At 68.9% G+C, this 25538-nt stretch carries 20 protein-coding genes; 10 read left to right on the top strand and 10 right to left on the bottom strand.

Annotated elements, in window-relative coordinates; genetic code table 11:
- Positions 1-2: 2 nt before the first annotated feature.
- The gene (locus ACFW16_RS03640) at positions 3-1136 is read right to left on the bottom strand and encodes a lytic polysaccharide monooxygenase (RefSeq protein WP_380301958.1); all 1134 of its coding nucleotides are present in this window, start codon (positions 1134-1136) and stop codon (positions 3-5) included.
- Between the two features lie 292 nt (positions 1137-1428).
- On the opposite strand from ACFW16_RS03640, the gene ACFW16_RS03635 reads away from it, so the two are divergent.
- The 5 genes from ACFW16_RS03635 to ACFW16_RS03615 all read left to right on the top strand — a co-directional run bounded on the left by ACFW16_RS03635 (position 1429) and on the right by ACFW16_RS03615 (position 7019).
- Entirely contained in the window at positions 1429-2493 is a 1065-nt protein-coding gene (locus ACFW16_RS03635; protein ID WP_380301956.1) for an ABC transporter substrate-binding protein, read from the top strand.
- Positions 2494-2670: 177 nt separating this feature from the next.
- Positions 2671-4149, top strand: coding sequence for a sugar ABC transporter ATP-binding protein (locus ACFW16_RS03630; protein ID WP_380301954.1), 1479 nt, complete (start codon positions 2671-2673; stop codon positions 4147-4149).
- The gene (locus tag ACFW16_RS03625; protein ID WP_380301953.1) at positions 4146-5120 is read left to right on the top strand and encodes an ABC transporter permease; all 975 of its coding nucleotides are present in this window, start codon (positions 4146-4148) and stop codon (positions 5118-5120) included. Before ACFW16_RS03630 ends, ACFW16_RS03625 begins: the two co-directional genes overlap by 4 nt.
- Positions 5117-6064: an ABC transporter permease gene (locus ACFW16_RS03620; protein WP_380301951.1), complete on the top strand. Its 948-nt coding sequence runs from the start codon at positions 5117-5119 to the stop codon at positions 6062-6064. Before ACFW16_RS03625 ends, ACFW16_RS03620 begins: the two co-directional genes overlap by 4 nt.
- Before the next feature lie 16 nt (positions 6065-6080).
- Positions 6081-7019 (top strand): Gfo/Idh/MocA family protein, encoded by a 939-nt coding sequence (locus ACFW16_RS03615; RefSeq protein ID WP_380301949.1) that lies wholly within the window; start codon positions 6081-6083, stop codon positions 7017-7019.
- Positions 7020-7056: 37 nt separating this feature from the next.
- Here ACFW16_RS03615 and ACFW16_RS03610 read toward each other — a convergent pair whose 3' ends face one another.
- A complete protein-coding gene (locus tag ACFW16_RS03610) occupies positions 7057-7731 on the bottom strand; it encodes a siderophore-interacting protein (protein WP_380302033.1) in 675 nt (224 codons plus the stop codon).
- Between the two features lie 71 nt (positions 7732-7802).
- The gene (locus tag ACFW16_RS03605) at positions 7803-8147 is read right to left on the bottom strand and encodes an O-methyltransferase (RefSeq protein ID WP_380302031.1); all 345 of its coding nucleotides are present in this window, start codon (positions 8145-8147) and stop codon (positions 7803-7805) included.
- Positions 8148-8648: 501 nt separating this feature from the next.
- Here ACFW16_RS03605 and ACFW16_RS03600 point away from each other — a divergent pair.
- Positions 8649-9452 (top strand): AraC family transcriptional regulator, encoded by an 804-nt coding sequence (locus ACFW16_RS03600; protein WP_380301947.1) that lies wholly within the window; start codon positions 8649-8651, stop codon positions 9450-9452.
- 139 nt (positions 9453-9591) lie between these two features.
- On the opposite strand, the gene ACFW16_RS03595 is transcribed toward ACFW16_RS03600, so the two are convergent.
- Both ACFW16_RS03595 and ACFW16_RS03590 read right to left on the bottom strand, forming a co-directional pair.
- Positions 9592-11790: a phosphocholine-specific phospholipase C gene (locus ACFW16_RS03595; RefSeq protein WP_380301945.1), complete on the bottom strand. Its 2199-nt coding sequence runs from the start codon at positions 11788-11790 to the stop codon at positions 9592-9594.
- A gap of 80 nt (positions 11791-11870) precedes the next feature.
- Positions 11871-14072 (bottom strand): phosphocholine-specific phospholipase C, encoded by a 2202-nt coding sequence (locus tag ACFW16_RS03590; protein WP_380301943.1) that lies wholly within the window; start codon positions 14070-14072, stop codon positions 11871-11873.
- 450 nt (positions 14073-14522) lie between these two features.
- On the opposite strand from ACFW16_RS03590, the gene ACFW16_RS03585 reads away from it, so the two are divergent.
- Positions 14523-16838: a TonB-dependent hemoglobin/transferrin/lactoferrin family receptor gene (locus tag ACFW16_RS03585; protein WP_380301941.1), complete on the top strand. Its 2316-nt coding sequence runs from the start codon at positions 14523-14525 to the stop codon at positions 16836-16838.
- A gap of 32 nt (positions 16839-16870) precedes the next feature.
- On the opposite strand, the gene ACFW16_RS03580 is transcribed toward ACFW16_RS03585, so the two are convergent.
- From ACFW16_RS03580 to ACFW16_RS03560, 5 genes are read right to left on the bottom strand one after another with little or no spacing between them, the layout of a single operon-like run.
- Positions 16871-17677, bottom strand: coding sequence for a class I SAM-dependent methyltransferase (locus ACFW16_RS03580; RefSeq protein ID WP_380301939.1), 807 nt, complete (start codon positions 17675-17677; stop codon positions 16871-16873).
- A 26-nt stretch (positions 17678-17703) separates the two neighbouring features.
- Positions 17704-18237 (bottom strand): GNAT family N-acetyltransferase, encoded by a 534-nt coding sequence (locus ACFW16_RS03575; RefSeq protein ID WP_380301937.1) that lies wholly within the window; start codon positions 18235-18237, stop codon positions 17704-17706.
- On the bottom strand, positions 18234-19817 hold the full coding sequence (locus ACFW16_RS03570) for an ABC transporter substrate-binding protein (RefSeq protein WP_380301935.1): 1584 nt from the start codon (positions 19815-19817) through the stop codon (positions 18234-18236). Before ACFW16_RS03570 ends, ACFW16_RS03575 begins: the two co-directional genes overlap by 4 nt.
- A gap of 35 nt (positions 19818-19852) precedes the next feature.
- Positions 19853-20350, bottom strand: coding sequence for a GAF domain-containing protein (locus tag ACFW16_RS03565; RefSeq protein ID WP_380301933.1), 498 nt, complete (start codon positions 20348-20350; stop codon positions 19853-19855).
- A complete protein-coding gene (locus ACFW16_RS03560) occupies positions 20347-20961 on the bottom strand; it encodes a helix-turn-helix domain-containing protein (RefSeq protein WP_380301931.1) in 615 nt (204 codons plus the stop codon). The genes ACFW16_RS03565 and ACFW16_RS03560 overlap by 4 nt, the downstream gene beginning before the upstream one ends.
- 193 nt (positions 20962-21154) lie before the next feature.
- On the opposite strand from ACFW16_RS03560, the gene ACFW16_RS03555 reads away from it, so the two are divergent.
- From ACFW16_RS03555 to ACFW16_RS03545, 3 genes are read left to right on the top strand one after another with little or no spacing between them, the layout of a single operon-like run.
- Positions 21155-22747, top strand: coding sequence for an ABC transporter substrate-binding protein (locus ACFW16_RS03555; RefSeq protein WP_380301928.1), 1593 nt, complete (start codon positions 21155-21157; stop codon positions 22745-22747).
- 22 nt (positions 22748-22769) lie between these two features.
- The gene (locus ACFW16_RS03550) at positions 22770-24359 is read left to right on the top strand and encodes an ABC transporter substrate-binding protein (protein WP_380301926.1); all 1590 of its coding nucleotides are present in this window, start codon (positions 22770-22772) and stop codon (positions 24357-24359) included.
- Between the two features lie 4 nt (positions 24360-24363).
- Positions 24364-25440 (top strand): ABC transporter permease, encoded by a 1077-nt coding sequence (locus tag ACFW16_RS03545; protein WP_380301924.1) that lies wholly within the window; start codon positions 24364-24366, stop codon positions 25438-25440.
- Positions 25441-25538 lie beyond the last annotated feature (98 nt).

The following is a 25538-nucleotide window of genomic DNA, read 5'->3' as shown; positions in this document are numbered from 1 at the left end:
GGCTACACGGCCTGCCACAGCGTCGGGCTGGTGGCCGGGGTCCAGCCGGCGCCGACCCAGGCGGTGTGCGCCTGGAGGCAGCGGTAGCTGCGGCCCTGATAGGTCACGGTCTGGCCGACCGTATAGGTCCCACCTTCCACCCAGCTGCCGGTGCCGCCGCCCCCGCTGGGCGCCTGCTTGTCGATCTCGGTGCTGTAGCCGGGATAGGCCTTGCTCAGATACAGGCGGTTGGCCGTGGCCGACTGCGCCGGCACGATGCTGGCGGTGCCGGAGCCCGACTGCAGTACGCCGATCCGGAAGATCTGCGATTCCGCATTCACCTTCTGCGCCAGGGTGTAGGGCCACATCGCCGCCTTGCCGGTCGCGGCGGTCAGCGTCACCGAATGCTTGCCGGCATCGCGGCCGGACGGGTCGAAGACGCGCAGCGTCACCGTGCTGCCGGCCGACAGGTCGCTGTTGGCGATCAGCGGCCCCTGGTCCTCCCAGCCCGTGGTCGGCACCGGCGTGCCGTCGCCCGGGAACTTGACGTCGGAGCAGGCGTAGAACGCCTCGCGGCTGTCGGCGCGCTGCCAGACGCCGTAGATGACATGGTCGCCCTTCCGGCCCTGCGGCAGCTTCACCGTCATCCGGTACTGGTCGCCGACCTTCTGCGCGGCGGAGCCCGGGACGGAGGCGAACTCCTCCAGGTCGCTCCACTTCAGCGGTGCGTTCGGGTTCCAGCCGTTCCTGGTGACGAAGTACTTGAAATAGCTGGTCGCATGCGCCGCCGTCGCCTTCCAGACGAAGGTGTAGTCGCCGGCCCCGGTCGGGACGATCGACGACTTGGTCCAGTCCGGACGGGCCAGGTCGAGGCCGCGGAACTCCGCGCCGCCGCCGGAGCAGAGCTGGCCGTCCGGCACCACCTGCTGGTGGTTGCCGCCGGCGTCACCCTGACGCACCCCGTTCCAGTCGTAGAAGGCCTGCGGGCCGGCCACCGTCTTCGCGGCTTTGCAGGCCTCGGATTTCGGGCTCTCCGGCCCTTCCTGGTAGCAGGCATAGACCCGGCTGATCGGCATCTCCAGCGTGCCATGGGCCCAGGCTGTCGCCGAGGCCGCGATGCCGAAAGCGGCGAGCGCCGCGATGGACAGAATTCTCACTCGATCGTCTCCCCCATTGCAATGCAAGGCGAGGGCCCAAATCGCCGTGGGAACGAGATCCGCACCCTGCCGCGCCGGAAATGCGTCACGAAGGAACAGGTTCCGAATTATTTTTTTTGGAGTATGAAAATTTCATGTGGATGGGAATCTTGTTCCGATAGAGCGGGCGGTGTCGGCATCCCAGGTTGCACATTTGTTCTATTGGTCGAGTGCTTGTCAATTTGTCTGATCAATCCCATAGTGCCGCCGCCGGACGCGAGTCCGGACAGAATATTTCGGGAGGATCTGGTCCATGCGTGGTGTGAGAAACTGGGCGCTGGCGGCGCTCCTGTGCGGCGTCGCCGCGGTGCCGGCTCATGCGGCGGACGGCGTCGCCACCGGCGACACCTCGGGCAAGAAGATCGCACTCAGCAACAACTACGCCGGCAATTCCTGGCGCCAGGCGATGCTGAAGAGCTGGGACGAGGTCGCCAAAGCCGCGGTCGACAAGAAGCTGGTGGCCGAGGCCCCGGCCTTCACCACCGCCGACAACTCGCCGACCGACCAGGCGGCGCAGATCCAGAACATGATCCTGCAGGGCTACGACGCGATCGTGATCGACGCGGCCTCGCCGACCGCGGTCAACGGCGCGGTGAAGGAAGCCTGCGACGCCGGCATCGTCGTCGTCTCCTTCGACGGCATCGTCACCGAGCCCTGCGCCTGGCGCATCGCCATCGATTTCGAGGGCATGGGCAAGGCGCAGATGGACTATCTCTCCGGCCGGATGCAGGGCGGCAAGCTCTTGGAGATCCGCGGCCTGGCCGGGGTCTTCGTCGACGACGAGATCCACAAGGGCATCGAGGCCGGTGTGAAGGCCCATTCCGGCTTCTCGATCGCCGGCTCGGTGCATGGCGACTGGACCCAGACCGTGGCCCAGCGCGAGGTCGCCGGCATCCTGCCGACCCTGCCGCAGATCGACGCGGTCGTGACCCAGGGCGGCGACGGCTACGGCGCTGCCCAGGCCTTCCAGGCCGCCGGGCGCAAGGTGCCCCTGATCATCATGGGCAACCGCTACGAGGAGCTGAAGTGGTGGAAGGAGCAGACGGCGAGCGGCTATGAGACGATGAGCCTGTCGATCGCCCCCGGTTCGGCCCAGGTCGCCTTCTGGGTGGCGCAGCAGATCCTGGCCGGCAAGGACGTGCCGAAGGACCTGCGGCTGCCGACCGTGGTGGTGGAGCAGGCGAAGCTCGACTACTGGCTGGCCCACACGCCCGAGGGCGGCGTCACCAACGCCACCTACCCGCAGGACTGGACGGTCAAGCTGATCGACGCCATCGTCGGCGGCAAGGACCTGCCGGCGACCCCGACCGAGGGGTAAGCGCAGGTCAGAGCATATGGCCTCTCTTCTCGAGAACCTCGTAGGTTGGGTTCGCTGCAAGCGAACCCAACAAGGCCCCTGGCGACGGCTCGGACGGGATGTTGGGTTCGCTTTCGCGAACCCAACCTACGACCCGAAGTCGGTCGATACGGGAATCCTGATCCTGAGCATCCGGACATGAATTCTGTACCGATCGTCAACTTCGCCGGGGTGGCCAAGAGCTTCGGGGCGGTCCGGGCGCTGGGCGGGGTCGACCTCGCGGTCGCGCCTGGCGAGTGCCTCGGCCTGGCCGGGCACAACGGCGCCGGCAAGTCGACGCTGATGAACGTCCTGGCCGGCACCCTGGCGCCGGACGAGGGGCGGCTGACCGTGCTGGGCGAGGACCGCACCGGCCGCTACGCCATCGGCCCGGCCCAGGCGCTCGGTATCCGCTGCGTGTTCCAGGAGCTGTCGCTCTGCCCCAACCTGACGGTGGCGGAGAACGCCCGGATCACCCATCCCGGCCTGACCGGCCCGGGGTGGCGCCGCCGCGCCGGCGATCTGATCATCGGCACGCTCGACCGCATCTTTCCCGGCCACGGCATCGCGCCGGAGGCCGAGGTGGCGGACCTGTCGATCGGCCGGCGCCAGATGGTCGAGATCGCCCGCGCCTTCAGCGTGACGGATGCGCCGCTGCACCTCGTCATCCTGGACGAGCCGACCTCCTCGCTCGATGCCGTCGCCGCCGGGCAACTGCTGGACTATGTGCGCCGGCGGGTGGCCGAAGGCCTGTCGGTGATCCTGATCACCCACATCCTGGGCGAGATCCTGTCCACCGCCGGCCGCATCGTGGTGATGCGCGACGGCCGGGTGGTCGGCACCTGGGCGGCGGGTGAGATCGACAAGCCCGGCCTGGTCGCCGCCATGGGCCATGCCGCCTCCGCCGCCGCCGAGGCGCGGGCGGAAGCGGACCGGTCGGCGCCGGTCCGGGTGCGCGTGCCGGCAGCGCCGGGAACAGGGCTGGAGCTGGTGGCGCGCGAGGGCGAGATCATCGGCCTCGCCGGCTTGGCCGGGCACGGCCAGAGCCGCCTGCTGCAGCGGGTCTACGACGCCGCCACCGGGTCCCGCTTCGGCCTGCGTCGCGGCATGGAGGTGCGCGGCCGCGTCGCCTTCGTCGCCGGCGACCGCCAGACCGAGGGCGTGTTCCCGCTGTGGTCGATCGAGCGCAACATCACCATCCGCTCGCTGACGGCGCTGCGCCGCTTCGGCCTGATCTCGCCCGCCGCCGAGGCCGCGCTGGGCCGGGAGTGGAAGGAGCGGATCGGCATCCGCGCCTCCGATTTGTCCGGCGGCATCCTCACCCTCTCCGGCGGCAACCAGCAGAAGGCGCTGTTCGCCCGTGCGCTGGGCTGCGACGCCGACACCGTGCTGATGGACGATCCGATGCGCGGCGTCGATGTCGGCACCAAGCACGAGGTCTACGGGCTCGTGCGGGCCCAGGCGCAGCAGGGCCGCTGTTTCCTCTGGTACACGACGGAGATGGAGGAGCTGGAGCACTGCGACCATGTCTATGTGTTCCGCAACAACCGCATCGTCGCCGATCTCAGCCGGTCGCAGCTGACCGAATCCGCCGTCCTCCAGGCCTCCTTCGCGGAAGAAGAGCGCCGCGCCTCATGACCGATCTCGCCTTGCCCCGCCCGCGTGCCCGCTGGTCCGCGCCGCTGACGCGCGCCTCGACCTGGCGGGCGCTGCTGCCGTTCCTGTCGCTGGTCGCGATCCTGGTGCCGATCTTCCTGATCAACCCGAGGACGATGAGCTATCTCGGGCTGAACCTGATGCTCGGCCTGGCCATCCCGATCATGTTCGCCACCCTGGCGCAGATGTGCATGCTGACGGTCAACGACCTCGACCTCGGCATCGGCGCCTATGTCGGCTTCGTCACCTGCGTCGCCGCCACCTGGCTTGTCAATGAGCCTTTGCTCGGCATCGCCGTGCTCGCCGGCGGCGTCCTGGCCTATGCCGCGGCCGGCGCGCTGATCCATTGGCGCAACGTGCCGTCGCTGGTGGTGACGCTGGGCATGAGCTTCGTCTGGCTCGGCCTCGCCATCCTGGTGCTGCCCTCGCCCGGCGGCGCCAGCCCGGCCTGGCTGCGCGCGGCGATGAGCTGGAAGCCGCCCTTCGTGCCACTGCCGATCCTGGTCGCGATCGCGCTGGCCGCGCTGGTGCACCTGTTCCTGATGCGCTCGGCCCTCGGCGCGGTGCTGCGCGGCGCCGGCGGCAACCCCAAGGCGATCACCCGGGCCGGCTGGTCGCTGCTGTGGATCCGGGTCGGGCTCTACGCCCTGGCCGGGGTGTTCGGCCTGCTGGCCGGGCTGTCGCTGCTCGGCCTCTCCACCTCGGGCGACAGCAACATCGCCCAGCGCTACACCCTGCTGTCGATCGCCGGCGCCATCCTCGGCGGCTGCGACTTCGTGGGCGGCCGGGTGTCGCCGGTCGGGGCGGTGGTCGGCGCGCTGGTGCTGACCCTCGCCGGATCGCTGCTGACCTTCATGCGGATCTCGCCCGACTGGCAGATCGGCGCCCAGGGCGCGATCCTGATCATCGTCCTGGCCCTCAGGGCCCTGACCAGCCGGAGGCGGCCGCGATGACCCGAGTTTCGGCCTGGACGTCCGACCGGCCCTGGCTGTGGTCCTGGGTCGGCGCCGCGCTGCTGTGGCTGGCGGTGGTCGCCATCGCCGCGGGCGAGGGCGCGGGGCAGGTGCTGACCGCCGCGCTCAGCTTCGGCGTGTTCTTCGTCGTCGTCGCCATCGGCCAGATGTTCGTGATCGCGATGGGGCCGGGCAACATCGACCTGTCGATCCCGTCCAACATCGCCCTGTCCGGCTCGGTCGCCATGATCGTGATGGCCGGGCAGGACGGCATGATCCTGCCGGGCCTGGCCGCGGCGCTGGCTGCCGGCCTGGCGGTCGGCATCGCCAACTGGGCCCTGATCCGCGGCTTCGCCATGCCGCCGATCATCGCCACCCTGTCCTCCAGCCTGGTGTTCCAGTCGGTCGCCATCGCCTATGGCCGCGGCCTGCGCATCTCCCCGCCCGAGGGCTTCGCCGCCTTCACCACCTGGCAGGTGGCCGGCGTGCCGGTGATGGCGGTGGCCGGCTTCGCCCTGGCCGCGGTCATGGCGGTGGTACTGCAGCGCACGATCTACGGCCGGTCGGTGCTGGCGGTCGGGCAGAATCCGCGCGCCGCCCATCTGGCCGGGGTGAAGGTCGAGCGCACCCGTTTCCTGACCTACGCCCTGTCCGGCGGCTTCGCCGGCCTGGCCGGGGCGCTGATGGCCGGGTATTTCGGCGGCGCCTCGCTCGACATGGGCAAGGACTACCTCTTGAACTCGATCGCCGTGGTGGTGATCGGCGGCACCAGCGTCGCCGGCGGCCGGGCCAACCTGCCCGGGCTGTGGGGGGCTTCGCTGTTCCTGTTCCTGCTGGTGACGATGCTGAACGCGCTCGGCACCGGAACCGGGTTGCGGCTGGTGCTGACCGGCCTGATCATCATCGCCGTGATCGTCGCGGCGGGCGGCGAGAAGACGCGCTGAGACGAGGAGAGAACTTTTGGCCACGCACAAGATCGCCGTCATCGGCCTCGGCAAGATCACCCAGGACCAGCACCTGCCGGTGATCGACAAGAGCGGCGCCTTCGAGCTCGCGGCCGTGGTCAGCACGCGCGGCCTCAGCCATGGCGGCGTGCCCAGCTACCGCACCCCGGCCGAGCTCTACGCCGCCCGGCCCGACATCGGCATCGTCGCGGTCAACACCCCGCCGGAGGTGCGCCACGGCCTCGCCCGCGAGGCGCTGCTGGCCGGCAAGGACGTGCTGCTGGAGAAGCCGCCGGCGGCGACGCTGACCGAGCTGGCCGACCTCGAGGCCACGGCCGAAGCCCGGGGCCGGGTGCTGTTCGCCACCTGGCATTCGCGCTTCAACCCGGCGGTGGAGGCGGCGCGGGACCTGCTGGCCGAGGGCGGCGTGCGCTCGGTCCGGATCGAATGGCGCGAGGATGTCCGGAAATGGCATCCGGGCCAGGACTGGGTATGGGCGCCCGGCGGCTTCGGCGTGTTCGACCCCGGCATCAACGCGCTGTCGATCTTCACCCGCATCCTGCCGTTCACCCCCTTCGTCCGCAGCGCGGATCTCACCTATCCGGCCAACCGGCAGACGCCGATCGCGGCCCAGCTCGTCTTCGGCAGCACCGACCCGGCGGCGCCCACCCTCACCGCCGATTTCGACTGGCGCGAGCAGGGCGACGAGAAGTGGCACATGACGATCGAGACGGCGGATGGCCGCCCGGCCCGGCTGTTCAGGGGCGGCGGCGCGCTGTCGGTCGGCGGCACGGTCGTGACCGAGGCGCCGAGCGAGGAGTACGAGCGGATCTACGAGCACTTTGCAACGCTGCTCGACGCCCGCCGCAGCGACGTCGACGGCGCGCCCTTGCGCCTGGTCGCCGACGCCATGCTGGTCGGCAAGCGGGTGAGCACCGACGTGTTCGAGTGGTGACGGGCAGGCGCCTCGCGCGGCCTCGCCTGTTCCACGCTCAATCGAGGCCGGCTTTGCCGGGTGCCCAATAGGCCTTGGCGACGATGCGCGTGGCGGGAACAGCCTGGTGTTTCAGCCCCTGCCGGAGCTGCTGAATGGTGGAGGCTTTCCCGGTCAGCACGAAGGTGGCGCCGGCGGCGACAAGCGCAGGGAGCGTCGCTTCCATATCCTCAAGGTGCGCGTCGCCCTCCGTCCTGCCGAACAGCACGGCATCATCGAGTCCCAGATGCACCATGGCACGGCGACTGGCCTCGGCATCATCGACCTCGAAGCGGCACACAACCGCTCCCGCCCGATCTCGGTGCAGGAGCGCGTGCGCGAGCCCGATCGAGGTTTCATCACCGAGGATCGCGAGCGAACCTGCCGCGGCGCTCAGATCCAGCGAGTGGCGCGGCCCGAAGATGTCGCATTCATCGCCCGGTTCGAGGTCGCGAACCCACGTGCTTCCCGGTCCGTCGCCATGCGCGTAGCCGAGGATGCGGGTGCGGCCGGCAACCGCGTCCCATTCGATCGGCGTGTAGGTTCGCGCCACGAACGCCGAGCCCATCGCTATCTGGATTTTCTGTCCGGGCTTCCATGCGACGCCCGCGAGCGCCGGGCCGTCCAGCGTGATCAGCCTGAAGCGGTCGGCAATCGTCTCACATGCGGCGACGGTCACATGTCTCATGAACATGCGCACCAAGGCTCTGCTCAGCCGGCCAGGAGCCCTGCTCGTCGGGCGTTCGGGCGATCCCATCCCGAGGGTCATGCGACCCTCAAGGTGAATTCGTTGCCACGACCTTCGTCGATCGGAAGCGGTTGCGAAACGTAACCGTTCGCGGGATTGCGGACATAGTCCAGATAGCCCGGCTCGAAAGCATTTTCCCCGAGGATCACCGCTCCGGGCTTCAACCGGGGTTCGACCAGCCTGAGCACCGGAAGGTAAAGGGTGAATGCGCCGTCGATCAGCAGCAGATCCACGTCGCCGCCGACATCCCGGAGCGTCTCGAGCGCGTCGCCTTCGCGGATATCCACCAGATCGGCAAGGCCCGCCGTATCGAGGTTGGCGCGTGCCCGCGCCACCTTGTTGGGCTCGAGTTCCGTGCCGATGAGTCGGCCGCCGCCATTGTCCCGGAGCGCGGCGGCGAGATAGATCGTCGAGAATCCCCATCGATGTGCCGAACTCGACGATCCGGGTCGCCTTGCAGGCGCGCGCGATCACGTAAAGGAATCGGCCACATGCCGGCGAGATGGCGAGGAAATTGTCGGCGCGGCCGCGATAGACCGCCCGATAGTCCACCCGTTCCTCGGCGAGATGGTCCGCGATCACCCGCTCCAGCGTCATGCCGGAGGCCTCGATGTCCGCCATGACTTCGGTCATGTGGTCCCGATCCGCCGCTTCGGCGTCCTGGTGAAGCTTGCCCAAAATCTGGGCGAGATGCCCGCTGCTCAGCGAATTCACGAGGATTCCTTTCCCGATCGTGGAAGCCGCAGGGGTCTCGACTGGTCCGTATCGATCGGATAAAGGAAGCAAGCCTTGGCGTCATTCCGAAGCCTGGACAAAGTGTTATTCAATCCAGCCAATGTCGGCCTCCTGCCGGAAGGCGGACCATGCCCATCCTGAGCGGCACTCCCGACTGGATTGATCCCGACGAGGTGCCCCGTCCGGTCGTGACCTTCGGCGCAGCGATGGCCGAGGTTGGCAGAATCGAATTGGCCCCCCATCGGCATGCGAAGGGACAGGTCCTGTTCGTGCAGCGCGGCGCACTCAGCTGCGAGGTCGAGGGTGGGCTGTGGATCGTGCCGCCCCGCAGCGCCGTGTGGATACCCGGCGGGGCGCTCCACGCCATCAAGGTGACTGGTGCGCTCGAAGGCTTCGCCGCCTTCATCGACCCCGCTGTCAGCCGGGGTCTGCCGGAGGTCTGCTGCGCCGTGTCGGTGACACCGCTGTTGCGCGAACTTCTGATTCGCTCCGCGCATCTGCCCGGCCTCTATGACGAAGGCGGCGCGAACTCGCGTCTGGTGGCGGTGCTTCTCGACGAGATCGCGGCGGCGCAGGTCGAGGACCTTCATCTGCCGATGCCGACCGACACCCGTCTCCGCAGGATCGTCGATCTGATGATGGCATCGCCGGCGGATCGGGGAACGCTGGACATCTGGGCGAAGCGGGCGGGTCTGAGCGAGCGGACCTTGGCGCGAATGATCAGCCGGGAAACAGGCATGAGTTTCGGCCGCTGGCGCCAGCAACTCGGCGTCATGCTTGCCGTGAAGTGGCTGGCGGGCGGTGCTTCGATCCAACAGGTCGCTGCCGGCCTGGGCTACGAAAGTGTGCCGAGCTTCGTGACCATGTTTCGGAAGGCGCTCGGGACGCCGCCAGGTCGCTACATGGCAGAGCGACACTCCGGACGACATTAGAAATCTCAAGGGATCAGAGGTCTGCTCCCTGACGCCGTGTCGGCGCAGCCAGCCTCACCTGTCGGTTCGCTCCGCCGAGCACGACACGGCGGACGGGGAAGCCCCCGCGCCGGCCCGAAGACCGGCGCGGGACGATCCATCAGGCCAGGTTCGCCTCGCCCATGGCGGGATCGGACACGCTCGGGTTGCCATCCTCCATGCGCCCGGCGAAGCGGCGGGTGAACAGGGCGTCGCCCTCGACCCGCGCGGTGAAGTCGTACCACCGGCCCGACAGCAGCAGCGGCAGATAGGCGGTCGACTGGCCGTGCGGCAGCACCAGCTGGCGCCAGGGCAGATCGAACAGGCTGTAGGCGTTGGCCTTCAGCGTGAACACGCAGGGGGTGCTGCCGCGGTTGGCCAGCCGCACGATCAGGCCGCAGGCGCGCTTGTCGTAGCTGACCGCGATCTCCGGCACGGCCTTGCGGCCGCCGGCGACGACGGTGCCGGTGAAGTGACGGTGGAAGCCGTTCGGCCCCAGCACCCACAGGTCGTACTTGCCGTAGTCGGGGGAGGTCGTCCATTCGCCGTCCAGCGACTTGCCGGGTTCGACCGAATAGCGCCGCGGCACCCGGTCGAGATGCAGCCGGTCATAGACGTGGAACACGGCGCCGGCCGCGCCGGTGTTGGCGAAGCTCAGCCGCACCCGATTGTCGTTGGCCTCGGCGTCGACGGCCAGCTCATAAGGCAGGGCGCGGGACGGGCGGATGCCGCGCGCCTGGCGCGGCGCAGCCTGGGTGGTCTCCGACGGCACCGGCACCTGCGGCAGCGTCTCCTGCTGCGCCCGGACGGCGTCGGCCGCGGCCTTGGTCCGGCTCGGCAGGCGCGGCGGCCGCTCGCCGTTCGGGTTGTAGAAGTTGAAGGCCGATGTCAGGTCGCCCAGGACGGCGCGGCGATAGGGCGGGATGTTCGGTTCCTGAACCTCGAAGCGCCGCTCCAGGAAGCGCAGCACCGAGGTGTGGTCGAAGGTCTCGGAGCAGACCCAGCCGCCGCGGCTCCAGGGCGAGACGATGGTGCAGGGCACGCGCGGTCCGGGGCCGAAGACGCGGCCGTCCGGCTTCGGCTGGCCGGTGGTGCCGGGCGGCACCGGGTAGTTGAAGCGCTCGAAGGCGAGCTTGTCGTCCGACAGGGTCGAGGCGCCGGCCGGGCTGCCGTCGGGGTTCAGCGAATGCGCGGCCGGCGACGGCACATGGTCGAAGAAGCCGTCATTCTCGTCGAAATTGACGATCAGGACGGTGCGGCTCCACAGGTCCGGGTCGGCGATCAGCGCCGACAGCACCTCCTGGATGTACCAGGCGCCCTGCACCGGGCTGGACGGGCCGGGATGCTCCGAATAGGTCGCCGGCGCCACCACCCAGGACACCTGCGGCAGGCGGCCCGCCTGGATGTCGGCCCGGAACTCCTCCAGCCGGTTGCTGGCCGGGGTGGTCAGGGCGCTCTTCGGCATGGTGTTGCCGACGCCCTTGTACAGCGGCTGCGCCTGGTCCTGGGCCGGCGTCCAGGAAACGTAGGGTGCGCCGGTCGGGCCATTGCCGACCGCCTCGCTGGCGCGGCGATACTGCTTGAAGCCGACCAGCGGATTGTCGCCGAAATTCTCCGGGATGTTCTGGTAGACCTTCCAGGTCACGCCCGCCTTCTGCAGCCGCTCCGGATAGGTGGTCCAGGTGTAGCCCAGGCTGGACGGGCCGAAATCGTCCCACTCGTTCACCACCGCGGCGACGCCGGCGCCGGTCGCGCCGTTGGTGCCGGTCCAGTGATACAGCCGGTTCGGGTTGGTGCCGCCGTTCAGCGAGCAGTGATAGGCGTCGCAGAGAGTGAAGGCGTTGGCGAGGGCGAACTGGAAGGGAACCTCCGCTTCCATGTAGTAGCCCATCGACTGGTTCTGCTTGAACAGCGGCCACTGGTTCATCTGGCCGTTCGCCCAGGCCGACTGCGTGTCGTTCCAGCTGTGCGGGGTGCCGCTGACGCGCTGGGCGTTGCCCTTCTTCGCATCCAGGTGATACGGCATCACCACCCGGTTGCCGTTCCACTGCTGGAACACGGTGCGCCCGTTCGGCAGCGGGATGGTGAAGCGGTCGCCGAAGCCGCGGACGCCGGGGAAGGTCCCGAAGTAATTGTCGAAGGACCGGTTCTCCTGCATCAGGATCACCACATGCTCGACATCCTTGATCGAGCGGGTGGCGTTGTGCGCCGGGATGGCCAGCGCGTCGCGGATCACCGGCGGGAACATCGACAGCGCCGCGGCGCCGCCGGCCGCGGCACCGGCCATCTTCAGAAAGTCGCGCCTGCTTTCGGATGTCATCTCAGGACTCTCCTGGCTTTAAGATTTTATTCTTATGACCGGGCAGGCCTCTCCCGCACCGGCCGTGGGGGCCGGCCGCGTCAGGCTGTGCCTGGCTGGCCGAAGGCCGGGTCGGAGACGCTGGGGGTGCCGTCCTCCATGCGTCCGGCGAAGCGGCGGGCGAACAGGGCGTCGCCCTCCATCCGGACGGTGACGTCGTACCACCGCCCCTGCGCCAGCAGCGGCAGGCGCAGCGTCGCCTGGCCGCCGGCCGGGACCGGATGGCGCGGCGATCCTTCGATCTCGCGATAGGCGTTGGCGGCGACGGTGAAGACGCAGGCCCGGCCGCCGCGGTTGGTCAGCCGCACCGCCAGCCCGCCGGCCGCCTTGTCGTAGGCGACCGCCACCTCCGGCGCCGCCTTGCCGGCGCCCAGCGCGGCGACGTTGCCGGTGAAGTGCCGGTGGAAGCCGTTCGGGCCCAGCAACCACAGGTCGTAACGGCCGAAATCGGCATCGGTCGCCCAGTCGCCGGCCAGCGACTTGCCGGCCTCGACCGTGTAGCGCCGGGGCACGCGGTCGAGATGCAGCCGGTCATAGACATGGAACACGGCGCCGGCCGTGCCGGTGTTGGCGAATCGCAGCCGGACCCGGCCGCTGCCGGCCTCGGCGGCCACGCCCAGCTCGTAGGGCAGGGCGCGGGAGGGGCGCAGGCCGGGCGATTGCTGCGGCGGCTGCTGCGCCGCCTCGCCCGGCACCGCCACCTGCGGCAGCAGCGCCTGGCCGAGGCGGATCAGGTCGGCGGCGACCTTGGTCCGGTTCGGCAGCTCCGGCGGCCGGTCGGTGTTCGGATTGACGAAGTCGAAGGCCGAGGTCAGGTCGCCGCAGATGGCGCGGCGATGGGCGCCGATGTTCGGCTCGTGCACCCCGAAGCGCGCCTCCAGCAAGCGCAGCACGGAGGTGTGGTCGAAGGTCTCGGAGCAGACCCAGCCGCCGCGGCTCCAGGGCGAGACGACGTAGCAGGGCACGCGCGGCCCGGGGCCGTAGACCCGGCCGTCGGGCTGCGGCTGGTCGGTGCTGCCCGGCGGCTTCGGATGGGTGAAGTATTCCGGCGCCAGCGCCGCATCCGCCAGGGTGGAGGCACCGGCGAAGCTGCCGTCCGGGTTGCGCGACGGGGCGGCCGGCGGCGGTGCGTGGTCGAAGAAGCCGTCATTCTCGTCGAAATTGACGATCAGGATGGTGCGGCTCCACAGATCCGGGTTGGCGACCAGCGCGGCCAGGGCCTCCTGGACATACCAGCCGCCCTGCACCGGGCTGGACGGGGCCGGATGCTCGGAATAGGTCGCCGGCGCCACCACCCAGGACACCTGCGGCAGCCGGTTGGCCTGGATGTCGGCCCGGAACTCGGCCAGCCGGTTGCTCAGCGGCGTGTGCAGCCCGCTGAGCGGCATGGTGTTGGCGACGCCCTTGTAGAGGGGCTGGGCCTGGTCCTGCGCCGGCCGCCACGGCAGGAAGGGCAGCCCGTTGGGCAGGTTGCCGACCGCCTCGTTGGCCCGGCGGTACTGCTTGAACCCGGCCAGCGGGTTGTCGCCGAAATTGTCCGGCAGGTTCTGGTAGACCTTCCAGGACACGCCGGCCGCCTGCAGCCGCTCGGGATAGGTGGTCCAGCCGTAGCCCTGGCCGGACGGGCCGAGATCGGTCCATTCATTGACCACGGCGGCGACGCCGGCGCCGGTCGGGCCGTTGGTGCCGGTCCAGTGGAACAGCCGGTTCGGGTTGGTGCCGCCGTGCAGCGAGCAGTGATAGGCGTCGCAGAGCGTGAAGGCGTTGGCGAGCGCGAACTGGAACTCCAGCTCGGTCTCCTTGTAGTAGCCCATCGACTGGTTCTGCTTGTAGCGCGGCCATTCGGACAGCCGGCCGTCGGCCCAGGCCTCGTGCGCGTCGTCCCATGTGTGCGGCGTGCCGGTCACACGCTGCGCGTTGCCGCGGCGCTGGTCCAGGTGATAGGGCATCACCACCCGGGTGCCGTTGGACTGCTGGAACACCGAGCGGCCGCCGGGCAGCGGGATGGTGAAGCGGTCGCCGAAGCCGCGGACGCCGGTGAAGGTGCCGAAGTAATGGTCGAAGGACCGGTTCTCCTGCATCAGGATCACCACATGCTCGACGTCCCGGATCGAGCGGGTGGCGTTGTTCGCCGGGATCGCCAGGGCCTGGCGGATCACCGGCGGGAACATCGCCAGCATGGCGGCGCCGCCGGCCGAGGCGCCGGCCATCTTCAGGAAATCGCGCCTGTTCTCGGACGTCATTTCGGCCCCCCGAAGAGAATCCCGGCGCTCCGGTCGCGCCAAGGCAGTGATCGCCGGACATGCACAAGGGACAGCGCCACCCTGCGCCGCGAATCCCCCGGGGTTGCGGCGTTGGCAATGGCGCTGGTTCAAATGTCGGCGGACCGTAGCCAAGGTTTGTTGCAGAGAGATGTCGCTTCGCTGGGTTTTCTTAAGAATGTTGTGGACGATTTCTCTTGCCGAAGGCGTTGAAAGGTTCCGTTGATGCTTTTCGAATCTGATTTCTGCTGAATAAAGTGAGATTGAGAATGATTTGCAGAATATTGTTGACGTTTCGGCGCCGCCGCGGATAACTCACAGCCGGTCGCGCGGGATCGGCACAGCCGGATGCCGTGCCGCCACCCCGGTTTCGCCAGGTCGGATCGCCCCCCAGCCGCCGGACTCGTTTTCGCGGAGTTGGGGGAAATCGGCATGGTCGGAAGGGTTCGCGGCGCACTGCGCCTGGGTGTGGCGCTGGGGGCATTCAGTCTGGGCGGCGGGGCCGCCATCGCGCAGTCGGGGCCGGACACCGAGCCGGCGGCCGGGACGGTCCAGCCGGCGCCGGCCGGGGCGACACTGCAGCTGGAGCCGATCCCGGTCACCGGCGCCGCGGCCGAGGACCAGCCGGCCTGGACCGACACCACCGACCGGCAGGAGCTGGACCAGCGCTTCGTGCGCAGCTGGACCGACCTCGGCCGCCGCGTCGACGCCGGGATCAACTTCAACCGCGCCAATGACAGCATCAACATCCGCGGCCTGGACGGCGACCGGGTGCTGACCACGATCGACGGCATCCGGCTGCCCTATCTGAACGACGGCGCCCGCGACGTCCGCGGCGGGCTGCGCAGCTTCGACTTCGACTCCCTGTCCAAGGTCGAGGTCATCCGCGGCGCCGATTCCAGCCGCTACGGCTCGGGCGCTCTCGGCGGCGTGCTGGCGCTCCGCACCTTCGATCCGGAGGACCTGCTGGTCGACGGCCGCGACTATGGCGGCATCGCCAAGTTCGGGTACCAGGGCGACGACGACAGCGTCGGCGGCAGCGCCGCCGTCGCCGGCCGTATCGGCGGCGAGACCTATCTCATGCTGCAGGGCGGCTTCCGCATCGGCCACGAATTCGACAATCGCGGCGATGTCGGCGGATACGGCGCCGACCGCACCAAGCCGAACCCGGACGACTACGACCAGCAGAACGTCCTGGTGAAGCTGGCGCATCATTTCGAAGGCGGCCACAGGCTCAGCTTCACCGGCGAGTATTTCCGCCGCCAGGACAATCTCGACATCAGGACCGATCAGGGGCCGGGCGAGAGCTACCTGATCGGCCATGACGACGGCATCGAGCGCACCGAGCGCAAGCGCGCCTCGATCGACTACGACTACACGGCGCCGAAATCGGGCGGGCTGCTCGACCGGGCGCATCTGACGCTGTACTGGCTGCAGACCGAGCGGCTCGACGGCAATGACGGGCTGCGCAGCGTCGATTCCCGCGCCGGCATCATCCCGGGCGACCCGTTCCAGTACGGCTATCCCAGCGGCCGCTACGAGCGCCGGAACCGGATCGAGCAGACGCTGTGGGGCCTGAACGGCGAGGCCGAGAAATCGATCGATCTGGCCGGCCTGTCCAACCGGCTGACCCTCGGCGGCGAGTACTACCACATCGGGGTCGAGCAGCATTCCGGCGGCGTCGACAACTGCCCGACGACGCCGACGACGCGGCCGCCGATCTTCGGCCCGCGGCTGTGCGACTTCCTGCACAGCAACCAGGCCGACATGCCGGAGGTGCAGGGCAACACCGTCGGCCTCTACGCCGAGGACGAGATCGCGCTGTTCGGCGGCCGGGTCAAGATCACCCCGGGCTTGCGCTTCGACTGGTACGAGCTGAACCCGCAGGAGACCGCGGCCTATCGCGACAATGCGAATGTCGGGCCGAACGCCGGCGACCTGCCGTCATCGTCGTCCGACAGCGCGCTGTCGCCGAAGGTGATGGTGTCCTGGCAGGCGCTGGAGGAGGTGACCTTCTATGCCCAGTGGGCGAAGGGCTTCAAGGCGCCGACCGCCGACCAGCTGTACCTGAACTATGGCGGCGCGGGCACCTATCTGCGGCTCGGCAACCCGGACCTGAAGCCGGAAACCAGCAGCGGCTACGAGATCGGGGCGCGGCTCGGCGACGACGACCTCGGCGGCTCGATCACCTGGTTCGACAACTGGTACCGCAACTTCATCGACGCGGTCGACGTCGACCCCGAAAGCGTCGGGGTGCCGTCCGGCACCTATCCGCTCGGCGTCAGCGCCTATGAGAACCGGGCCCGGGTGCGGATCTACGGCATCGAGGCCGCGGCGCATTGGCGCTTCGGCGACGGCTGGCGCAGCTGGGCGTCGCTGGCCTGGGCCGTCGGCCGTGACGAGGGGGCGGACGTCTATCTGAACTCGGTGCCGCCGCTGCGCGCCATCCTCGGCCTCGGCTACGACGCGGCCAGCTGGGGCGCCGACGCCTCGGTGACCATGGCGACCAAGCGCGACAAGGTCGAGGAGGACACGCAGTTCAAGGCGCCGGGCTACGCCATCGTCGACGTGACCGGCTGGTGGGAGCCGGAGCGGCTGAACGGCGTGCGCATCCAGGCCGGCGTGTTCAACCTGTTCGACCGGAAATACTACGACGCGCTGAACGTGCCGGACGACCCGACCCAGCCGCTGCGCTATTACACCGAGCCGGGCCGCAGCGTGCGGCTGAACCTGACCTACCGGTTCTGATCGGCGAGGGGGCGGTCGCAGCCGATCGCCTCTCAGGAGGTCGGGCAGACGCCGCGGCAGGCCCACGCGACCGCGGCGAAGGACCGGGGGCCGTCGGGCTGGCCGCCCTCATAGGCGGCCCTGACGGCGGCATCGGCCTCGGCGCGGTCGGCCTGGCTCAGCGCAGAGACAAACTTGCCCAGGGGGCCTTCGCCCGCGGCGATCGGCTCCCAGTAGTCGTCGAACGACCGATAATCCATGCGGATCGTCAGCGACGTCTCCTGCACGTCCAGCAGGCCCTGCCCGATGAAGCATTGCCTCATTTCACCGGGCCGCATCATCGGCTGGAAGAAATATCGGCTGCGTGCCTCGCGGGCGGCACTGCTCCGCGCGGCGAGCGTGTCCCATGTCATCCGCATCGACTGCAACCCTCCGAGATGGTCCCAGACCGCTGCGGCCACGACACCGCCCGGGCGGACCACGCGGCGCATTTCCGAGACCGCCTTCGCCGCGTCGGGCACGAAGTGCAGAACCAGAAGCGACAACGCACGGTCGAAGCTGCCGTCCGGGAAAGGAAGCGCACAGGCGTCCGCCTGCCGGATGCTGATGCGTGGATCCTTGTTGCGCCGTGCCGCCTCCTCGACGAAGACGGGCGAGTAGTCGATCCCGATGACCTCCTGCACCGCCGCCACCCGCGGAAGCGCAAAGGTCAGGCTGCCCGTCCCGCAGCCGACGTCGAGAACCCGCTCGCCATCCTCCAGACCGGCGAATTCGATGAGAAGGGGCGCGAGCTTCCGGCTCCAGCGCCCCATGAGCTGCTCGTAGCCGGCCGCGTGCTTGACGGTGAAGCTCGATGGCATTTTGGCCTCCAGCCAGGGTCCCAAGTCTAACTCATCCGTTGGCCCGGCATAGGCCGCTCCAGCAGGACGACCGGATGGTCCTTGTAGGTGATGCGGCCGATCTCGCGATAGCCGCAGGCGCCGGCCAGGCGCAGCGACGGGGCGTTGTCCGGGTCGATGATGCAGACGCTGCGGGCCCAGCCGCGGGCGTCGGCCCAGGCCAGGGCGGCGCGGACCGCCTCGCCGGCCAGGCCGCGGCCCTGGGCCCAGGGCGCCAGGATCCAGCCGCCTTCCGGCGCGCCGTCGAAATCCGGCCCCAGGCCGCGGCGGAAATCGGCGAAGCCGACCTCGCCGACGAAGCGGCCGGTGGCGCGGTCGCGCACCGCCCAATAGCCGAAGCCGAGCAGCGACCAAAGCCCGCCATAGCGCAGCAGACGGGCCCAGCTTTCCTCGGGAGTCGAGGGGCGTCCGCCGATGAAGCGGGTCACCCCCGGATCCGCCCACATCGCCGCGAGGTCGTCGAAATCCTCCGCCCGGTGCGGGCGGAGGACCAGGCGTTCGGTCTCGATGGTGCTGCTCACTTCTTGGTCACCAGCCGGTAGTAGATCTGGTCGCTGGTGGCGCCGTTGACGTAGCCCTGCACGGACTTCGCCATCGCCACCTGGCTGACCGCCTGGAACATGATCACGATCGGCGACGAGGCCTGGACCTTGCGCTGCAGGTCGACATACATCGCGTCGCGCCTGGTGGCGTCGCGCTCCTTCAGCGCCGCCTCGGTCTCGGCGCTCAGCTCCGGCACCAGCCAGCTGTTGCGCCAGGTGGTGGTGCTCTGCGGCGACCCGTCGGCATTGTCGACATTGTAGGCGAAGGCGCCGGCGTTGGAATGCGGGTCCATGAAGTCCGGGCCCCAGTACAGCAGCACCGCCTCGTGGTTGCGGGCGCGGTACTTGGTGATGACCTGGCTGCCGGTGCCGGGCACCAGCTCCAGCGTGATGCCGGCCTGGGCGAAGGTCGCCTGCAGCGACTGCGCGATCTCGGTGAAGGGCGGGCTGGAGATCACGTCCATCCTGATCGTCAGCCCGTCCTTGACGCCGGCCTCGGCCAGGAGGGCCTTGGCCTTGGCGACGTCGAGCTTGAACGGCGTGTCGTTCAGCGCGCCGGGGAAGCCCTCGGGCCAGAAGGCCTGGTGGATCTTCATCTGGCCGCGCAGAAAGCTCTTGGTCATGCCGTCATAATCGACCAGATAGCGCACCGCCTCCCAGACCTTCGGGTTCTGCAGCGCCTCGACCTTCTGGTTCAGGCTGAAGAAATGCACCGCGGCCTGCGGGTAGGTGCCGATGGCGATGCCGTCCTTGCCCTCCAGCGCCGCCACCTGGTCCGGCGTCAGGTCGCGCGCCAGGTCGGCGTCGCCGGCCTCCAGCAGCAGGCGCTGGGTCGCCGGCTCGGCGACATGGCGGTAGATCACCGACTTCATCGCCGGGGCGCCGCGGAAATAGGCCGGGTTGGCGCGCAGCATGATCGACTCGGTCGGCTTGTAGGCGCGCAGCGCGAACGGCCCGGTGCCGGCCGAGTTCTGGCCCAGCCAGGCATTGCCCAGATCGCCGTCCTTGGCGTGCTCCGTCACCGTCTTCTCGTCGACGATCGAGCCGGGGCGGGACGCCAGGACGTTGAGGATGAAGCTGGGGGCGAAGCTGCCGGTGGTGGTGACGGTGACCTCGGCATCGCCGGTCTTGCGCACCATCTGCTCGACATTCTCCGGCGTCCAGCCCAGCTGGGTCAGCAGGAAGGCCGGCGCCTTGTTCAGCCTGACCACGCGGGCGAGCGAGAACGCCACATCCTCCGGCCGCACCGGGTTGCCGCTCTGGAAGGTCACGCCCGGCCGCAGCTTGAAGGCCAGGGTCTTGCCGTCGTCGGACACCCTCCAGCTCTCGGCCAGCCCGCCGACCAGCGTCTGCATGTCCTCGGCCTCGTACTGCACCAGCCGGTCATAGGTGTTGGTGACGATCTCGCCGGAGGTGAATTCGTAGGCCTGGGCGGGGTCCAGGCTGACGATGTCGTCGATGTTCTTGGCCACCACCAGCGCATCGGCCGGCGTCGCCGCGGCGGCGGGCAGCGGCGCCAGCAGGGCGGCGGCGAGGAGGAAGGACGGTAGGCTGCGCATTGTTTCTGTCTCCCTGTTCGTTGTTCGCGATTCCGTCAGCCGGCCAGCAGGGCCGGAACCAGCAGCGGGGCCAGCCAGCGGCCGCGCTCGGCGGCGGCCTCGTCGTAGCGGCCCTCGGCATCCAGCACGTTGACCGTGCCCAGCACCTTCCCGTCATAGACCACCGGGAAGTTCAGCACCGCGCCGCAGCCCAGCGAGCCGATCAGCTCGTGGTCCGGGAACACCTCGGCGATCTCGGCCAGGGTGCGGGCCAGGAACACCTCGCGCCGGCCGATCACCTGGGCCGACCAGCGATTCTCCTGCATCGGCTTGCGGCCGGTGACCGGATAGGCGGCGTCGTCGTTGGTGTAGACCCGCTCGGCCTCCGCCGTGTCGGCGCGCAGCGCCATGATGGTGAACAGCCGGTGACCGAGCAGCGACCGATAGGCGGCGTCGGCGGTTTGGTACAGCGCCTGGGGCTGGCCCGGCTCCGCCTGGGCCGCGGCCAATGCCGCCACGGCTTGGGCAACCTTCGGGTCGGTCAGTGTCGTCATGACTCGTCTCGCAGTCGGTCGAAGATCGGGGCCGTTCCGGTCCACAGCACGCGGGTCCAGCCGTCATGGGCGTTGCTCCAGCGATGCGCCCGACCGGCCGGGTAGTGCAGGCTGTCGCCGGCATCCAGGCGGATGCTCTCCTCGCCGATGCCGACCAGCAGCGATCCCTCCAGCACGAAGGCGATCTCCTCGCCCTCATGCTGCACCGCCTCCGAGGCGTAGCCGGGCGGCACATGCACCAGCACGGCGTTCAGCGCCTGGCCGGGGAAGGCGGCGCTCAGCCGCTCGTAGCGGATCCGGTCGGGCGGCGCGTCGCCGATGGCGAAGACCGGCCGCTCGCCGCGGCGGGTCAGGCCGCTCGCCGGGCGCGGCGCGGCCAGGAAGGCGTCGAGCGGCACCCCGAGGGCGCCGGCGATGCCCGACAGGGCGCTCAGCGACGGCGTCGCCAGGTCGCGCTCCAGCTGCGACAGGAAGCCGACCGACAGGCCGCTGCGGAGGCCAAGATCCTTGAGGGTGAGGTCGAGCGCGCGGCGCCGGGCCCGGATCGCCCGGCCGAGATGCGGCACGGCCGCCCGTGCCTCGGCTGTCTCTGCTGCCGCGTCCCCCGCCATGAGCCCCCCATTGTTGTCAGCGAGCCTAGTCGGAATTTAGCTGCCATCAAAATTTTTTTGATGGCAGGATGCCGCCGCAGGGAACGTTACCCGGGCGCCCGGGACTGCGGCTTGACTCCGGTTCGACGCGGCCCGGAAGATGGGCCGCCCGGTACCGTTCCGTGGTCTTCATAACGAACAGGGAGGGGAAAACGTGATCAAGCGTTTCACCCGCAACATACTCGCAGCGACGATCCTGGCCTGCGCCAGCCTTCCAGCGATGGCCGAGACACCGAAGGACACTCTGGTCGAGGCCTGGCAGATCGATGACATCATCTCGCTCGACCCGGCCGAGATCTTCGAGTTCTCGGCGGCCGAGTACCAGGCCCAGGTCTATGAGCGGCTGATCGGCTACGACGTCAAGGACGTCAGCAAGATCCTGCCCGGCGTGGCCGAGAGCTGGACCGTCTCCGACGACGGCCTGACCTACACCTTCAAGATCCGCAGCGGAGTGAAGTTCCACTCCGGCAATGCGCTGACCGCCCAGGATGCGGCCTGGTCGCTGCAGCGCGCGGTCAAGCTGAACCTGTCGCCGGCCTTCATCCTCGGCCAGTTCGGGCTGACGGCCGAGAATGTCGACCAGATGGTGACGGCGCCGGACGACCGGACGCTGGTGTTCAAGACCGACAAGGCCTACGCCCCGACCTTCGTGCTGAATTGCCTGACCTCGGGCGTCGCCTCGGTGGTCGACAGCAAGGAGGTGAAAGCGCATGAGGCGAACGGCGATTTCGGCCATGAGTGGCTGAAGACGCATTCCGCCGGCTCCGGTCCCTTCAAGCTGCAGTCCTGGAAGCCGAACGAGTCGCTGGTGTTCGACCGCAACGACGACTATTGGCAGGGCAAGCCGGCCTTCCGCCGCGTCTTCATCCGCCATGTGGCGGAAGCGGCGACCCAGATGCTGCTGCTGCAGAAGGGCGATGTCGACGTCGCCCGCAACCTCAGCGCCGAGCAGCTGAAGTCGCTGGACGGCAACCCCGACATCAAGCTCGAGAACGCGCCGAAGGGCTCGGTCTGGTACATCAGCTTCAACGTGCTGCACCCGCCCTTCGACAAGCCGGAGGTGCGGCAGGCGCTGAAATACCTGATCGACTATGACGGCATGGCCAACAGCTTCATGCGCGGCATCGCCGTCAAGCATCAGGGCTTCATCCCCCAGGGCATGCTGGGCGAGATCGCCGACCAGCCGTTCAAGCTGGACGTCGCCAAGGCCAAGGAGCTCCTGGCCAAGGCCGGGCTGCCGGACGGCTTCAAGACCACCTTCGACGTCTGGAACGCCTCGCCGTCGATGGACATGGCGCAATCGATCCAGGGCACCTTCGCCCAGGCCGGCGTGCAGGTCGAGATCATCCCCGGCGACAACAAGCAGACCTTGACCAAGTACCGGGCCCGCAACCACGACATCTATATCGGCCGCTGGGGCACCGACTATCAGGACCCGAACTCGAACGCCGAGACCTTCGCCATCAACGTCGACAACGGCGCCGACGCCAAGTCGAAGACGCTGTCCTGGCGCAATGGCTGGCAGGATGCGGATCTGACCAGGCTGGCGCAGAGCGCGGTGACCGAGCGCGACGGCGCCAAGCGGGCGAAGATCTACGAGGATCTGCAGCGCAAGCACATGGAGATCTCGCCCTTCGCGGTGATGTTCCAGCAGACCGAGGTGCCGGCAATGCGCAAGAACGTCGAGGGCATCACCTGGGGCCCGGCTTTCGACAGCAACTTCTACTGGACCGGCAAGAAGTCCTGAGCCGCAGCGAGGATCCGGAACCGTGCTGAAGCTGCTCGCCTGCGGCATCCTCGCGGCGACGATCGCCTGCTCTGGCGTCGCGGCCAGGGCAGGCACGCCGCCCGACACGCTGGTCGAGGCCTGGGTGATCGACGACCTGGTCTCGCTCGACCCGGCCGAGATCTTCGAGGCATCGTCGACCGAGTACCTGGCCCAGGTCTATGACCGGCTGATCGGCTACGACCGCACCGACTCCAGCAAGCTCGTGCCGCTGCTGGCCGAAAGCTGGACGGTGTCGGACGACGCCCGGACCTATACCTTCAGGATCCGTGACGGGGTGACGTTCCACTCCGGCAATCCGCTGACCGCCCGGGATGCGGCCTGGTCGCTGCAGCGCGCGATCAAGCTGAACCTGGCGCCGGCCTATATCGTCAGCCAGTTCGGGCTGACCGCGGACAATGTCGACCGGATGGTCACGGCGCCGGACGACCGGACGCTGGTGTTCAGGACCGACAAGGCCTATGCGCCGACCTTCGTGCTGAACTGCCTGACCGCCACCGTCACCGCCGTGGTCGACAGCAAGCTGGTGCAGGAGCATGAGGCGAATGGCGATTTCGGCCATGAGTGGCTGAAGACCCATTCCGCCGGCTCCGGCCCGTTCAAGCTGGCCTCCTGGAAGCCGAACGAGCTGCTGGCGCTCGACCGGAACGACGGCTACTGGCAGGGCCGGCCGGGGTTCCGCCGGGTCTTCATCCGGCATGTGCCGGACTCCTCGAGCCGGCTGCTCCTGCTGCAGAAGGGCGATGTCGACGTCGCCCGCAACCTGACCCCGGACCAGCTGAAGTCGCTGCAAGGCAATGCCGACATCACGCTCGAGCCGGTGCAGAAGATGTCGATCTTCTATGTCAGCTTCAACGTGCTGCACCCGCCCTTCGACAAGCCGGAGGTGCGGCAGGCGCTGAAATACCTGATCGACTATGACGGCATCGTCGCGACCATCATGCATGGCCTCGCCACGGTCCATCAGAGCCTGGTGCCGGCCGGCATGCTGGGGGCGATCGACGACGCGCCCTTCACCCTCGACGTCGACCAGGCCAAGGCGCTGCTGGCCCAGGCCGGCCTGCCGGACGGGTTCAAGGCCACGATGGATGTGATCAACCAGTCGCCCTATATCGACATCGCCCAGGCCATCCAGGCCAGCTTCGCCCGGGCCGGCGTGGCCGTGGAACTGATCCCGGGCGACGCCCGGCAGGTGCTGTCCAAGCAGCGCGCCCGCAAGCACGAGATCTATATCGGCCGCTGGGGCCCCGACTACGAGGACCCGGATTCCAATGCCGGGACCTTCGCCGTCAACAGCGACAACAGCGACGCCACGGCCTCGAAGACCCAGGCCTGGGCCAATGGCTGGCAGGATGCGGCCCTGACCGCGGCCGCCCAGGGCGCCGTGCTCGAGACCGACGGCGCCAAGCGGGCGCAGATCTATGCCGACATCCAGCGCCGCCACCAGCAGGCGTCGCCCTTCGCCTTCATGTTCCAGCTGTCCGAAGTGATCGCCAGCCGCAAACCGGTCACCGGCCTCACCTGGTCGGCGACCTATGACAGGAACCAGTATTGGACCGGCAGGAAGTCGTGACCTCGTGACCGCCACCAACCTCCAGCCGGTGCCGGCCCCCGCCCGGCCCGGCGCCCGCCGCCGTCGCCGGCGTGGGCTCGCCCTCCGCATCGCCGGTGTGGTCGCTTCGCTGGCGACCACCTTCTTCGGCCTGCTTCTCGTCACCTTCTTCATCGGCCGGGTGGTGCCGATCGACCCGGTGCTCGCCGTGGTCGGCGACCGGGCGCCGCGCGACGTCTATGAGAAGGCACGGCTGGAGCTCGGCCTGGACAAGCCGCTCTGGGACCAGTTCGCCCGCTATGCCGGCGACGTGCTGTCGGGCGATCTCGGCACCTCTGTGCTGACCTCGCGCCCGGTGCTCGAGGATATCGCCCGGGTGTTCCCGGCGACCTTGGAGCTGGCGACGCTGGGCGTCCTGTTCGGCATCGTCTTCGGCATCCCGGCGGGGGTGATGGCGGCGGTCCATCGCGACCGATGGCCCGACCATCTCGTCCGGGTGGTCGGGCTGATCGGCTATTCCGTGCCGATCTTCTGGCTCGGCCTGGTCGGCCTGCTGCTGTTCTACGCCAAGCTCAGCTGGGTGGCCGGGCCTGGGCGGCTCGACGTGTTCTATGACGGCCTCGTCGATCCCGTCACCGGCGTGATCACGCTCGATGCCGCGCTGGCCGGCGAATGGGACGTGTTCTGGAACGCGATCGACCACCTGCTGCTGCCGGCGGCACTGCTGGGCTATTACAGCCTCGCCTATATCAGCCGGATGACGCGGTCCTTCATGCTCGACCAGCTGCGCCAGGAATACGTCACCACGGCGCGGGTCAAGGGCGTGTCGGAGCGGGCGGTGATCTGGCGCCACGCCTTCCGCAACATCCGCGTGCCGCTGCTGACCGTGGTGGCGCTGTCCTATGCCGGGCTGCTGGAGGGGGCGGTGCTGACCGAGACGGTCTTCGCCTGGCCGGGCCTCGGCCAGTACATCACCAACTCGCTGCTCAACGCCGATATGAACGCGGTGCTCGGCGGCACCATCGTGGTCGGCGCCGTCTATATCGGGCTGAACATGCTGTCCGACCTCTTGTACCGCGTGCTGGACCCGAGGGCGCGATGACGGGGCGCTTGGAATTCATGGGATCGCACTTTTCTTGTCCCCTCTCTCCCCGCGTAGGTTGGGTTCGCTGCAAGCGAACCCAACAGGGGCTTCGGCGG

This window comes from Inquilinus sp. NPDC058860 (genome assembly GCF_042743185.1).
In the GTDB taxonomy this organism is placed as follows: domain Bacteria; phylum Pseudomonadota; class Alphaproteobacteria; order DSM-16000; family Inquilinaceae; genus Inquilinus.
Note: the sequence above shows the minus strand (reverse complement) of the source record. Positions and strands in the feature narration are given on the sequence as shown.

Bases quoted from the DNA above. Each gene is read 5' to 3' on its own strand.
- ACFW16_RS03635 (WP_380301956.1), top strand. From the start codon at position 1,429: ATGCGTGGTGTGAGAAACTGGGCGCTGGCGGCGCTCCTGTGCGGCGTC.
- ACFW16_RS03630 (WP_380301954.1), top strand. From the start codon at position 2,671: ATGAATTCTGTACCGATCGTCAACTTCGCCGGGGTGGCCAAGAGCTTC.
- ACFW16_RS03625 (WP_380301953.1), top strand. From the start codon at position 4,146: ATGACCGATCTCGCCTTGCCCCGCCCGCGTGCCCGCTGGTCCGCGCCG.
- ACFW16_RS03620 (WP_380301951.1), top strand. From the start codon at position 5,117: ATGACCCGAGTTTCGGCCTGGACGTCCGACCGGCCCTGGCTGTGGTCC.
- ACFW16_RS03610 (WP_380302033.1), bottom strand. From the start codon at position 7,731: ATGTTCATGAGACATGTGACCGTCGCCGCATGTGAGACGATTGCCGAC.
- ACFW16_RS03600 (WP_380301947.1), top strand. From the start codon at position 8,649: ATGCCCATCCTGAGCGGCACTCCCGACTGGATTGATCCCGACGAGGTG.
- ACFW16_RS03595 (WP_380301945.1), bottom strand. From the start codon at position 11,790: ATGACATCCGAAAGCAGGCGCGACTTTCTGAAGATGGCCGGTGCCGCG.
- ACFW16_RS03590 (WP_380301943.1), bottom strand. From the start codon at position 14,072: ATGACGTCCGAGAACAGGCGCGATTTCCTGAAGATGGCCGGCGCCTCG.
- ACFW16_RS03585 (WP_380301941.1), top strand. From the start codon at position 14,523: ATGGTCGGAAGGGTTCGCGGCGCACTGCGCCTGGGTGTGGCGCTGGGG.
- ACFW16_RS03580 (WP_380301939.1), bottom strand. From the start codon at position 17,677: ATGCCATCGAGCTTCACCGTCAAGCACGCGGCCGGCTACGAGCAGCTC.
- ACFW16_RS03570 (WP_380301935.1), bottom strand. From the start codon at position 19,817: ATGCGCAGCCTACCGTCCTTCCTCCTCGCCGCCGCCCTGCTGGCGCCG.
- ACFW16_RS03565 (WP_380301933.1), bottom strand. From the start codon at position 20,350: ATGACGACACTGACCGACCCGAAGGTTGCCCAAGCCGTGGCGGCATTG.
- ACFW16_RS03560 (WP_380301931.1), bottom strand. From the start codon at position 20,961: ATGGCGGGGGACGCGGCAGCAGAGACAGCCGAGGCACGGGCGGCCGTG.